This is a genomic window from Novosphingobium sp. GV079, assembly GCF_003058045.1.
GTDB lineage: Bacteria > Pseudomonadota > Alphaproteobacteria > Sphingomonadales > Sphingomonadaceae > Novosphingobium > Novosphingobium capsulatum.
Window position 1 is genome coordinate 352875 of record NZ_QBUE01000004.1, and the last position, 12506, is coordinate 365380.

The window sequence follows — 12506 nt, forward strand, 5'->3', positions numbered from 1 at the left end:
CGAAGGCGGGGTCAACCGCCGCGTTCAGGATGCGGCGGAATGATGCAACGGCAGGCTTTCGGCAGACTTGACCGTCTCCATCACGATCGAGGCGCAGACCACGTTCATCTCTATCCGCGAAACCAATGCCTTATACACGCGGTCATAGTCATCAACGCTGGGCAGCACGATGCGCAGCAGGTAATCGATGTTGCCGGTCAGGCGATAGACTTCCATGATTTCGGGAATGCCGGCCACGGCCTGGCGGAACTGCTCGGTCCACGCCGCGCTGTGCGTGCGCACGCTGACGGTAACGAACACCGTGGTCGGCAGGCCCACCTTGGCGCGATCGATCACCGCCACGTTGCGGCGAATATAGCCTGCCTCGCGCAAGTGGGCGATACGCCGCGAGCAGGCCGAGGGCGAAAGGTGCACCTTGGCGCCGACATCGGCCAGCGGCGTATCGCTGTCACGCTGCAGAACGTCGAGTATAGCCAGATCACGCGAATTGAGCATACGAAAGACCTCCTGCCACGCAAATGCAGGATAACGCAGCGCTGCGCAACCAGTGTGCAGATTAAGCGGTAATCAGGCGATAGCCCACGCCGGGCTCGTTGCGGATCATGCTCGCTTCAACGTCGCCGTCCTCCAGCTTGCGGCGCACCCCGCGCACGGCGACGCGCAGGTATTCGACATCGTGTTCGTGCCCCGCCCCCCACACCGCACGCAGCAGTGCGGCATGCGACACGACGCGACCCGGATGGCGGCACAGTTGCGCCAGAAAGCCGTATTCCTTGGGCGTCAGGTGCACTTCCACCCCATCGCGCAACACGCGGCGGGCCGCCAGATCCACCGTCACGCGGCCAACCTGGACCACCGGCTCTTCCGCCACGCGGTTGAGCCGCGTGCGCAGGGCCACGCGGATGCGGGCGTGCACTTCCTCGGTATCGAACGGCTTGGTGACATAGTCATCAGCGCCCAGATCGAGCGCGGCGACCTTTTCATCCGTGGCGTCGCGCGCCGAAACGATCAGCAGTGCTGCGCCCGTGGCCTTGACCAGCGGGATAAGTTCCAGCCCGTCGCGGTCAGGCAGGCCCAGATCGAGCAGCACCAGATCGGGCTTGTCGATCGCCAGTGCCGCCAGGGCAGCGCGGGCATCGGCGGCCTCGATCACCTCGTGCCCGGCGCGGGCCAGGCTGCCGCGCAGCAGGCGGCGGATGGCGGGTTCATCGTCCACCACCAGGACGCGGGTGGCAAGGCTGCTCATTCGGCGCTGATCTTTCGCAACTGGCTTTCCGAGAAATGCAGGGTGAAGCGGGCGCCGGGGCGATCGCTGCGGTTGGCGGCGCTGACATCGATGCCCATCGCGCGGGCAAAACCCCTGACGATGGCCAGGCCCAGGCCGGTGCCGCCCTTGCGATCGGAGCCTTCCACTCTTGTGAAAACTTCAAATATGCGAAGCGACATGCCGGGCGGTAGTCCGGGCCCTTCATCCAGCACCAGCAGGTCGAGCCCATCGGTACGGCGCTGGGCGGATAAAACGATTGCCCCTTCTTCCCCGCCATGGCGCACCGCGTTTTCGATCAGGTTGATCAGGCAATGGTGGAACAGGCGCGGATCGACCATCACCAGCGGCAGATCGGGGGCGATATCCATCGTCACGGCGCGGGTGCCAAGCGTGCGGCGCAGATCGTGCACGGCGCTGGCCACCGCCTCGGCCAGGTCCACAGCCTCGGGCCGAAGGGCGATGGCGCCTGCCTCGATCCGCACCATGTCGAGCAGGTTGGCGATGAAGCGTTGCAACCGTTCCGCCTCGGCCCGGGCGGTAGCGAGGATCGGCACTTGCTCGGGATTGGCGGGCGTGAGCTCGCGCAGGGTGCCGACCACGGCGGTGAGCGGGGTGCGCAGATCGTGGCTGATCGAAGACAACAGCGCGGCGCGCAGCCGGTCGCGTTCTTCCAGCTGGCGCACGCCGGCCATGTCATGCTCAAGCCGGATGCGTTCGAGCGCGAGGCCGGCCTGGTCCGCCAGGCTGCCCAGCAGCGGGAGGCGATCGCTGCGCACCGGGGCGCTGGCATCGCCGCGTGCCAGGCCGAGCACCGCCAGCGGCGCCCCGCCGGCCGAAAGCGGGGTAAACAGCCATTCCGACGCGGTGAGCGTGCCCGACCCGCGCCCGGCAGGCTGCGCGCGATCGAACGCCCACTGCGCCGCGGCGAAATCGAGCACTTCCAGCCGGTGCTCGGGCGGAAAGGCGGCGGCCACGGCCAGCTTGCCGTCTTCGGGCAACAGCATCAGGGCATGGGCATCGAGCAGGCGGGATGCTTCGGCACAGAGCACGCGGCCCAGTTCCTCGGCCGTGGTCACCCCGGTGAGCAGCCGGGCAAACCCGGCCAGGGCCGCACTGGTGCGGGCACTGGCGCCCGCGAGCAGCGCCTGCTGCCGCAGTCGCGCGGCCAACTGGCTGCTGACCGCCGCCACTGCCACCAGCACCAGCACGGTGATGATGTTCTGCGGATCGGCGATCGTGAACGTGCCGGTCGGCGGGATGAAGAAGAAGTTGTAGGCGAGCGAGGCGACCAGGCCGGTGATCACCCCGGTGGCGAGGCCATAGCGCGTGGCCGCCAGCATCACCGGCAGGAAATAGAGCAGCGCGACGTTGGTGATCGGCGCGGCGGCAAACAGCAGGCGGCCCAGTGCGGTAACCAGCGCCGTGGCGCCCATGGCCGGCACCAGGCCACGCAGCAACGGCCCCCAGCCCCAAGCCGCGATCGGCGCGCGGTCCAGTGCGATACGCGCCTGCGCGCCATGGGCCACGGGCACCTGCTGCAGGGCAAGATCGGGCAAGCGCCGCGCCAAGGTATCGACCGTAAGCCGGCGTTGCCAGGCAAAGCGGCGCGGGCGCGGCGCGCCAACCACCAGCAGGGTGGCGCGGGTATCGGCAGCGGCCTGTTGCAGGCCATCGACCACCCCTGCGGCGGGCAACGCCAGAACCTGGCCGCCAAGCTGGGTGGCCAAGTGCATGGCTTCGGCCAAGCGCGTATTGGCCTGCGCGCTGCGTTCGCCCGGTGTTTCGATGTGCACCGCTGTCCATGGCGCGCGCAGGGCATCAGCCAGGCGGCGCCCGGCGCGCACCACGTCGCTGGCCGCATCATGGCTGCCCACGGCCACCAGCACGCGATCGGCGGTGGCCCAGGTGCCGGCGAGCGCCTGGGCGCGGACGTCATCGAGCATCTGTGCATCGACCGCCTGGGCCGCGCGGCGCAGCACGAGTTCGCGCAGGGCCGAAAGATTGGAGCGGGAAAAGAAGTGATGCAGCGCGCGCGCCGCTTCGTGCGGGACATAGACCTTGCCCGCGCGCAACCGCTCGATCAGTTCATCGGGCGGGGTATCGACCACCTCGATCTCGGCCCGGTCGAGCAGGCGATCGGGCACGGTTTCGCGCACGCGAACATGGGTGAACGAAGCGACGACATCGTTGAGGCTTTCCAGATGCTGGATGTTGAGCGTGGACCACACGTCGATCCCGGCGGCGAGGATTTCCTCCACATCCTGCCAGCGCTTGTCGTGCCGGCTGCCCGGCGCGTTGGCGTGGGCGAGTTCGTCCACCAGCACGAGCGCGGGCTTACGCTCGAGAATGGCGTCGAGGTCCATTTCTAGCAGGGTATGGCCGCGATGGGCCACCTCTCTGCGCGGCAGCACCGAGAGCGGGCGCAGCCGTGCCTCGGTCTCCACCCGACCATGGGTTTCGACCACGCCCACCACCACGTCCACCCCGGCGCGGGCTTGGCCCAGCGCGTCGTCGAGCATTTCGCAGGTCTTGCCAACGCCAGGAGCCGCCCCAAGGAAAACCTTGAGGCGGCCTGAGGTTTCCTGCTCGGCAAGGCGCAGCAGGGCTTCGCGATCGGGGCGTGCCGGCGTCATCAATGCCCTTGTGCGCGCGCCGACGTGGCTTCGTCCAGTGCCCTGTTGAGCGCCAGGACATTGACCCGCGGTTCGCCTAGCAGGCCCAGCAGCGGCTGCTCCACCTGCGTCTCTACCAGTTCATGCACTTTTTCCGGGGCCAGGCTGCGGGCAGCGGCCACGCGGTTTACCTGGGAAAAGGCTGCCTCGGGGCTGATATGGGGGTCAAGCCCCGAGGCAGAGGTGGTCACCAGGTCAGGCGGAACGGGAGAGCCTGGTGAAGAGGTGGCAAAGTCCTTGACCGCGCCGGCCACGCGATCGTGCAAGGTTTGCGAGAACGGCGCGAGGTTGGACCCGGCAGATGCCGAGGCATCGTAGCCATTGCTGCCCGCCGCCGAGGGCCGACCGTGGAAGTAGCGGGCGCTGGTAAAGGCCTGGCCGATCAGGTCAGAGCCGATGACCTGGCCGTGGTCGGTGATCAGGCTGCCATTGGCGGCCCAGGGAAAGGCAGCCTGGGCCACGGCGGTGATGGCGGCGGGGTATGCCAGGCCAAGCAGGCCGGCAAACAGCCCGGTCATCATCAGCGAGGGACGCACCGCAGCGACGAGTTCCCGATTGATTACAGACGACATGAGCGAAATCCCTTAGGCAAGATGCAGAGCGGCGACGAGCATATCGATCGCCTTGATCCCGACGAACGGCGCGATGAGCCCGCCGACGCCAAAGACCGCCAGGTTGCGAGCAAGCAGTGCGCCAGCCCCCACCGGACGATAGCGCACACCCTTGAGCGCCAGCGGCACCAGCGCGGGAATGATCAGGGCGTTGAACATGATCGCCGACAGGATCGCGCTTTGCGGGGTGGCCAGGTGCATCACGTTGAGCACCGAGAGCTGCGGATAGAGCACCAGGAACATCGCCGGGATAATGGCAAAGTACTTGGCCACGTCGTTCGCCACCGAGAACGTGGTGAGTGCGCCCCGCGTCATCAGCAACTGCTTGCCCAGCCCGACGATCTCGATCAGCTTGGTCGGATCGCTGTCGAGATCGACCATGTTGCCCGCTTCGCGCGCAGCCTGGGTGCCGGTGTTCATCGCCACGCCCACGTCGGCCTGGGCCAGGGCGGGCGCATCGTTGGTGCCATCGCCGCACATCGCCACCAGGCGGCCGCCCTGCTGCTCGCGCCGGATCAGCGCGAGTTTGTCTTCGGGCGTGGCCTCCGCCAGGAAATCGTCGACGCCGGATTCAGCGGCAATGGCAGCGGCGGTGAGCGGATTGTCGCCCGTGATCATCACGGTGCGGATGCCCATCTTGCGCAGTTCGGCAAAGCGTTCGCGGATGCCGGCCTTGATCACGTCCTTGAGCGCGACGATCCCCAGTAGCGTGCCGTTTTCAGCAACCGCCAGCGGGGTCTGCCCCTGGCGCGCGACGTCTTCGGCAATGCGGCGCAGTTCGGCCGCCGCCGTGCCGCGTGCCGCATCGGGCACACTGCGCAGGATCGCATCGACCGCGCCCTTGGTCACCACGTGGCCGTTGTTATCAAGGCCGGAGATGCGGGTCTGCGCGGTGAACGGAATGACTTCGGCACCGGCAGGCACGTCTGGCACGTCCAGGCTGTGCGCTTCCTGCGCCAGACGCAGGATCGAGCGGCCTTCGGGCGTTTCATCGGCCAGGCTGGCCATGAGCGCGGCGCGCGCCAAGGTGGCCGGAGCCGTGCCCGTCAGGGGCAGGAAGTTGCTGGCCTGGCGATCGCCAACGGTAATCGTGCCGGTCTTGTCGAGCAGCAGGACGTCGATATCGCCGGCCGCTTCCACCGCGCGGCCCGACTTGGCGAGCACGTTGAACTGCACGAGGCGGTCCATCCCGGCGATGCCGATGGCCGAAAGCAGCGCCGCGATCGTCGTCGGGATCAGCGTGATCAGCAGCGCGGCCAGCACCGCCACGGGGATCTGGCCCCCGGCATAGCGGGCAAATGCCGGAATGGTGGCGACCGCGATCAGGAAGATGATCGTGAGGCCGACCAGCAGGATGGTGAGCGCGATCTCGTTCGGGGTCTTCTGGCGCTGGGCGCCTTCGACCAGGGCGATCATGCGATCGAGAAAGCCCTGCCCGGCTTCCTGCGTCACCCGCACAGTGATCTCGTCAGAGAGCACGCGGGTGCCGGCGGTGACGGCCGAACGGTCGCCCCCAGCTTCGCGGATCACCGGCGCGCTTTCGCCGGTGATGGCCGCTTCGTTGACCGAGGCGACGCCGGCGATCACTTCGCCATCGGCGGGGATCAGTTCGCCAGCGGCGACCATGACGACCGCGCCTTTTTGGAGGGTGGCGGCCGAAACCTTGCTGCCATCGGGCAGGCGGGCCACCAGGTCAGACCGCGTGGCACGCAGCGAGGCGGCCTGGGCGCGGCCGCGCCCTTCGGCCAGGCTTTCGGCAAAGGTGCCGAACAGCACTGTCAGCCACAGCCAGACGATCAGCTGGATCTGAAAGCCCAGCGACAGGCCGGTGTGGCCCACGAACAGCAGCACGGTAAGCAGCAGCGCGACGACGGCAGTGGTAAACAGCACCGGGTTGCGCACCAGCTGGGCGGGATGCAGCTTGCGCAGCGCGCCACCCAGCGCCGGTACGACCAGTTCGGCCGAAAACATCGAGGTAGGTTGCGACACGGCAGGTATCCTCAGTAAAGCAGGCCGGCAGCGCCGGTGAGATGATCGGCCACCGGGCCAAGCGCGAGCGAAGGCAGGAAGGTAAGGCCACCGACGATCAGGATCGTGGCGACCAGCAGGCCGATCCACAGGCCACCCGTGGTCGGGAACGAGCCCGGCCCGGCCGGCGTGTGCTTGCGGCTGGCGAGGCTGCCGGCAATCGCCAGCACCGGGATCACGACCAGGAAGCGGCCAAGCCACATCGCCACGCCCAGCAGGCCGTTGTAGAACGGGGTGCCGGCAGTCAGCCCGGCAAAGGCCGAACCGTTGTTGGCCGTGGCCGAAGTGAAGGCATAGAGGATTTCGGAAAAGCCATGCGGCCCCTTGGCCAGCGGCCCGGCAAGGCCCGCCGGCAGCACCACGGCCACGGCGGTAAGCCCCAGGATGCACAGCGGTAGGATGACAATGGCGAGCACCGCCAGCTTCACCTCGCGCGCTTCCACCTTCTTGCCCACGTATTCCGGGGTGCGGCCCACCATGAGACCAGCCAGGAACACTGCCAGCACGGCAAACAGCAGGAAGCCATAGATGCCCGAGCCCACGCCACCGATGACGATTTCACCCAGCTGCATGTTGAACAGCGGCACCAGGCCACCGAGCGCGGTGAAACTGTCATGCATGGCGTTGACCGCCCCGCACGAAGCCGCCGTGGTCACCGCCGCGAACAGGGCGCTGGCCGCCGCGCCAAAGCGCACTTCCTTGCCTTCCATGTTGGCGCCCATCACGCCCAGGTGATGCAGCATCGGGTTGCCGGCAGCTTCACGCCACCACGCGAACGAGGCACCGGCCACGAACAGCAGCAGCATGGCCCACAGGATCGCCCAGCCCTGGCGCGTGTTGCCCACGGCCTTGCCGAACGTGTAGGTCAGCCCGGCGCCCAGCGCGAAGATCGACAGCATCTGGACGAAATCGACCAGCGCGGTGGGGTTTTCAAAGGGATGGGCCGAGTTGGCATTGTAGAAGCCGCCACCGTTGGTGCCGAGCATCTTGATCGCTTCCTGCGAGGCGACCGGGCCGACCACGATAGCCTGGTGCGCGCCTTCCAGCGTCCTGGCATCGATCAGGCTGGCAAAGGTCTGCGGCACGCCGCTGGCCACCAGATAGAGTGCATAGACGATGCACGCCGGCAGCAGGACATAGAGCGTCACGCGGGTGAGATCGGCCCAGAAGTTACCCAAGTGGCGCGTTTCGGCGCGGGCAAAGCCGCGGAACAGGGCAAAGGCCACGGCGATGCCGGTGGCTGCCGAGAGGAAGTTGTGAATGGTGAGGCCAAGCATCTGCGACAGGTTCGACAGCGCCGTTTCACCGGCGTACCACTGCCAGTTGGTGTTGGTGACGAAGGCAATCGCGGTGTTCATCGCCCCGTCGGGCGACAGGCCGGCCAGGCCGCGCGGGTTCATCGGCAAGCTGCCCTGCAGCCGCAGCACGGCGTAGGTAAAGATCACCGTCACGACCTGGAACAGCATCAGGTGCACGGCATATTGCCGCCAGTCCTGCTCCTGGTCCGGATTGATGCCGGCGACACGGTAGAATGCGCGCTCGACCGGGCCGAGCATGCGGTGCAGCGGCGTGGTGCGGCCTTCATAGACGGCAAACAGCCAGAGGCCGAATGGCTTGGCCATCAGGGCGACCAGCGCGGTGAATACCAGGATCAGGCCAAAGCCCGACGCAAGGGTGGCAGATGTCATTGCACGGCCCCCATCAGAAGCGTTCGGGCCGCAGAAGCACGGCCACGAGATAGACAAGCAGGCCAGCCGCGACGAGCGCAGCGAGCATTTCGGGAATGGTCATCGGAGTGTTCCTCAGGCCCCGTGGTGTCGGAGCCAAAGCTTCAGGCCTTGTCGCACAGGGCAACGGCGGCGAGCGTGATACCGAACAGGCCGGCAAGAATGGCCAGCCAGACAAGATCAGTCATTATGCGCGATCCTTTCGCGACACGGGCAGCCAGGCACGCGGCGGGCGCGGCTGCAACCGGAATAGGCCAGAGCCACCGATGCCCAGGCCAAGCCCGGTCCACAGCGCGGCCACGATCAGCAGCGCGACGAGCAGCGCCAGCGGGCCGGGATGGCCGTTTTCCGCGTGTTCAACCTGGGCCAGGCCCCGGGCAAGCAAGGGGACGGCGGCCAACGCGGCCAGCCCTGCGAGGCGCAACCCCATATCGCGTCCGCGCGGCCCCACAGATCGATAGTCCATGATCAGCTCCTTGGCTGTGAGATGGCGTCGATGTGGGCCTTGTGGCCGTTAAGGTTCCACGGCGCGGTGCGTGCAGGGCATAAGGATTCCGTAAAGACCGCCTGGCTTGACCGTGGCACGCTTTGGCGTCAATGTAATGGTATCACATTACATGTAACGAGATGCCATGACCGTCCCCCTGCCCCGCCATCCCGCCATCGCCTGCGCCCCATGCGAAGCGGTGCTGGCACAGATTCACCAGCCCGCGGTGCAGCTCGCCCTGTGGCAGCGGCCTCGCCCGGCGGCGCTGGCCTGGCTAGACGGGATCGACCTTGCGGCGATTGCCGATATCGACTGCTGGATCGATGCGCCGTTTCGGGCAGATGCGGTGGGCAAGCAGTTGCATGCCGCAGGATTTCCGGCGCAACCGGCCACTGCCGCGCTGACCGCCGACATCGTGCGGCAGATGCGCGGTTTTGCCGCGATCACGCACAGCCCGCGCCTGCGCCTGCGCCTCGATGTGGTGGAAACCGATGCCTGCCGCCGCTTTCACATGGACTATGTCAGCGTGCGGCTGCTGCTGCCGCTGGTCGGGCCAGGCACGCAGTGGGTCATGGCCGATGCGCCGCCACACGCCCCGGTGCAGCAGTTGCAGCCGGGGCATGTTGGCCTATTCAAGGGGCGGCTGGCGGTGACAGAGCCGGCCGTGCTTCACCGCTCTCCGCCGATCGCCGGCACGGGGCAGCGGCGGCTGTTGCTGGTGCTCGATCCGCTGGATCAGACTGCCAATGATCAGCTTTCCGGCCGGGCGGCATAGCGCCGCGCCAGGGTGGCGCAGACGAACAGCTGCGCCTGGTGGAACAGCATCAGCGGCAGGACGATGAGGCTGACGGCGTGGCCGGCGAACAGGATCGTCGCCATGGGGATGCCGCTCGCCATGCTCTTCTTCGATCCGCAGAACACGATGGTAATCTCGTCTTCGGTGTTGAAGCCCAGCTTGCGGCTGGCAAGCGTGGTGGCGACAATGACCAGTGCCAGGATCAGCAGATCGAGCACCAGCACGATCAGCAGATCCGCCGGAGCCAGACGGGTCCACACACCCGCCACCATGCCCGCGCTGAACGCGGCATAGACCACCAGCAGGATCGACCCGCGATCGACATAGCTGACGATCTTCTTGTGGCGGACCAGCCAATCGCCGATGAACGGCCGCGCCACCTGCCCGGCCACGAAGGGCAGCAGGATCTGCATGGCGATGGTTTCCAGCGAATGGGCGGAAAAGCCACCGCTGGCCGAGGTGGGCAGCAGCAGCGCGGTGAGCACCGGGGTGAGCGCCACCCCGACGAGGTTGGACAGCGACGCACTGCACAGCGCCGCAGGCACGTTGCCCCGCGCGATGGAGGTGAAGGCGATCGAGGACTGCACGGTCGACGGCAGCACGCACAGGAACAGCAGGCCCACGGCAATATCGGGCGCGACCAGCCCGCCGATGAGGTGGACGACGCCCAGCCCGATCAGCGGAAACAGCACGAAGGTGCTGGCGAACACCAGCGCCTGCAGCCGCCAATGGGCCATGCCCTGCCACACCGCCTGGGGCGCCAGCCGCGCGCCATAGAGAAAGAACAGCAGCGCAACAGCAGCGGTCACCGCCACGTCGGCCACGGCGACCCCGGCGCCATGCGCGGGAAACACCGCCGCAATCGCGATCGTGCTGATCAGCAGCAGCAGATAGGGATCGATCAGAGTGCGCAGCTTGCCCATGGGCGGCGTGTCCTTGCCAAAAATGTCAGCCTGCACCTAGGGCTCTGCATGGCCATGCACAATCATGATCATCGCGATAACAGTCATTCACCATCTTGATAGCAGGCGATACTGTGGCATGATGGCCCGATGATCGGACCTGACCTGCTGCGCGCGTTTGTCACCGTCGCCGAATGCGGCAGCTTTACCGCCGCAGCCCGGACGCTGGGCACGCGGCAATCCACGGTGAGCCAGCAGATCCGTCGGCTGGAGGAACTGGCCGGGCGGCGTCTTTTGGCGCGCGACACCCACCGCGTGGCGCTCTCGGCCGAAGGGGAAGCGTTTCTCGACCATGCCCGCCGCGTGCTCGACGCCCACGGCCGGATGGATGCCCACCTGTCCGGCCTGCGCCTTCGCGGCCAATTGCGCTTTGGTGCGTGCGAAGATTTCGTGCTGTCGGCCCTGCCCGATGTCTTGGCGCAGTTTTCGCGGCGCCATCCCGATGTCGACGTGGCATTGACCGTGGCGCTGAGCGAAACGCTTTACGACCAGTTCGACGCGGGCGGGCTGGACATCATGTTCGTGAAGAAGCGCTCCGGCGAGCGGCGCGGGGTGACCGCCTGGCGCGAGACGGTCGGCTGGGTCGCCTCGCCCGATTTCCGGCTCGATCCGGGCGACGCCGTGCCGCTGCTGCTCTATCCGCCGCCCAGCGTGACCCGCGCCCTGGCGCTCGATAAGCTGGATCGCGTGCGCGCGCCCTGGCGCGTGGCGTTTACCAGCGGCTCATTGAGCGGGCTGACCGCGGCGGCGCGGGCCGGGCTTGGCGTGATGCCGCACTCGCTGCGCCTGGTGCCGCAAGGGCTGGCGCCGCTGCGCCCGCCCGGCACATTGCCCGAGCTACCGGCAATCGAATTTGCCGTAATCGCGCCCGGTGGCCACAACCTGGCGGCAGAAGCGCTGACCGCCGCGATTCTTCACTGGGCGGGCGGCACGGGCGCCGTTGCTACCTGATCGACCGACCATGGCGCGCGAGACAGGTGGCGGGCGAGAAAATCGATCAGCACCCGCACCCGTGCCGGGCGCTGGCTGCCCGGCGGCGTTACGAGATGCAGCGCGATATCGGGGATGCGCCATTCGGGCATTACCTCGACCAGGCGGCCGGCGGCCATGTCTTCCCACACCATGAAATCGGGTTGCAGCGCCAGCCCTTGGCCTGCCAGCAGCGCCGGAGCCAGCGCATCGGCATTGTTGGCGCCAAGCCGGCCCTTGACCGTCACGACATAATCCCCTTCCACCGCGTTGTGGAAGCGCCAGGATTCCGGCGCATCGAGATTGGTGTAGAGCAGCCCGACATGCCGCGACAGATCGCGCGGATGGGTGGGCGTGCCATGCGCCGCAAGATAGGAGGGCGCCGCCACCAGCGGCCGGCGCACCGCACACAGCCGCCGCGCCCGTAGCGAGCTATCATCCAGCCCGGCAATGCGCAGCACCACGTCGTGCCCGCCGCCCACGACATCGACCCGTGCGTCCGACAGATCGAGATCGAGGCCGACGTGCGGGTAAGCCTCCAGGAATTGCGGCAGGATCGGTGCGACATGGCGCAGGCCAAAGCCCATGGGCACGGCCAGGCGCACCAGACCGCGCGGCACATCGCCTTCCGCACCTGCTTGCGCCTCGGCCGCTTCGCCATCGGCCAGGATGCGCCGCGCCCGATCGAGCACGCCGCGCCCGCTTTCGGTCAGCGCCAGGCGGCGGCTGGTGCGGTGGAGCAGCGGCACGCCCAGCCGCGCTTCCAGCCGGGTCACCGCCTTGGACACCGTGGGCTTGGACAAGCCCAGGGCATCGGCGGCTGCCGCGAAGGAACCAGTATCGACCACTTTGGCAAAGATCGCCCAGGCTTCGAGATCAGGCAAAGACATTATGCAATTTCCTTCACTGATGCTTTTCCATCATTGCCATTTCTTTGCAAGTGAGAATGCCTAGATTGGCCCCAACAGCTGAACGGCACCGAACGCC

The 12506-nt window shown here is 67.3% G+C and carries 12 protein-coding genes; 2 read left to right on the forward strand and 10 right to left on the reverse strand.

Annotated elements, in window-relative coordinates:
* Positions 1–24 precede the first annotated feature (24 nt).
* From C8K14_RS07600 to C8K14_RS07635, 8 genes are all read right to left on the reverse strand, one after another.
* Positions 25–495 carry an Lrp/AsnC family transcriptional regulator gene (locus C8K14_RS07600; protein ID WP_107716215.1) on the reverse strand — a complete coding sequence of 157 codons (471 nt, stop codon included), beginning with the start codon at positions 493–495 and terminating at the stop codon, positions 25–27.
* A gap of 61 nt (positions 496–556) precedes the next feature.
* Positions 557–1246 (reverse strand): response regulator, encoded by a 690-nt coding sequence (locus C8K14_RS07605; RefSeq protein ID WP_107716216.1) that lies wholly within the window; start codon positions 1244–1246, stop codon positions 557–559.
* Positions 1243–3900: a sensor histidine kinase KdpD gene (locus C8K14_RS07610; protein WP_107716217.1), complete on the reverse strand. Its 2658-nt coding sequence runs from the start codon at positions 3898–3900 to the stop codon at positions 1243–1245. Before C8K14_RS07610 ends, C8K14_RS07605 begins: the two co-directional genes overlap by 4 nt.
* Positions 3900–4499, reverse strand: coding sequence for a potassium-transporting ATPase subunit KdpC (gene kdpC, locus C8K14_RS07615; RefSeq protein WP_369974043.1), 600 nt, complete (start codon positions 4497–4499; stop codon positions 3900–3902). Before kdpC ends, C8K14_RS07610 begins: the two co-directional genes overlap by 1 nt.
* Before the next feature lie 24 nt (positions 4500–4523).
* Positions 4524–6521: a potassium-transporting ATPase subunit KdpB gene (gene kdpB / locus C8K14_RS07620; protein ID WP_107716219.1), complete on the reverse strand. Its 1998-nt coding sequence runs from the start codon at positions 6519–6521 to the stop codon at positions 4524–4526.
* A 29-nt stretch (positions 6522–6550) separates the two neighbouring features.
* Complete coding sequence (gene kdpA / locus C8K14_RS07625) at positions 6551–8266, reverse strand: potassium-transporting ATPase subunit KdpA (protein ID WP_107716220.1); 1716 nt, start codon at positions 8264–8266, stop codon at positions 6551–6553.
* 13 nt (positions 8267–8279) lie between these two features.
* A complete protein-coding gene (gene kdpF, locus C8K14_RS07630; protein ID WP_022675158.1) occupies positions 8280–8369 on the reverse strand; it encodes a K(+)-transporting ATPase subunit F in 90 nt (29 codons plus the stop codon).
* Between the two features lie 123 nt (positions 8370–8492).
* Positions 8493–8771 carry a hypothetical protein gene (locus C8K14_RS07635; RefSeq protein WP_133726776.1) on the reverse strand — a complete coding sequence of 93 codons (279 nt, stop codon included), beginning with the start codon at positions 8769–8771 and terminating at the stop codon, positions 8493–8495.
* A 166-nt stretch (positions 8772–8937) separates the two neighbouring features.
* Between C8K14_RS07635 and C8K14_RS07640 the strand changes: the two genes are divergently transcribed.
* Positions 8938–9567: a DUF1826 domain-containing protein gene (locus C8K14_RS07640; RefSeq protein ID WP_107716221.1), complete on the forward strand. Its 630-nt coding sequence runs from the start codon at positions 8938–8940 to the stop codon at positions 9565–9567.
* Here C8K14_RS07640 and C8K14_RS07645 read toward each other — a convergent pair.
* Entirely contained in the window at positions 9543–10511 is a 969-nt protein-coding gene (locus C8K14_RS07645; RefSeq protein ID WP_107716297.1) for a bile acid:sodium symporter family protein, read from the reverse strand. The two genes, C8K14_RS07640 and C8K14_RS07645, sit on opposite strands and share 25 nt — an antisense overlap.
* Before the next feature lie 129 nt (positions 10512–10640).
* Between C8K14_RS07645 and C8K14_RS07650 the strand changes: the two genes are divergently transcribed.
* Complete coding sequence (locus C8K14_RS07650) at positions 10641–11501, forward strand: LysR substrate-binding domain-containing protein (protein WP_107716222.1); 861 nt, start codon at positions 10641–10643, stop codon at positions 11499–11501.
* Here the strand turns inward: C8K14_RS07650 and C8K14_RS07655 are convergent.
* Entirely contained in the window at positions 11465–12409 is a 945-nt protein-coding gene (locus C8K14_RS07655; protein ID WP_107716223.1) for a LysR family transcriptional regulator, read from the reverse strand. The genes C8K14_RS07650 and C8K14_RS07655 overlap by 37 nt on opposite strands.
* Positions 12410–12506: the final 97 nt, after the last annotated feature.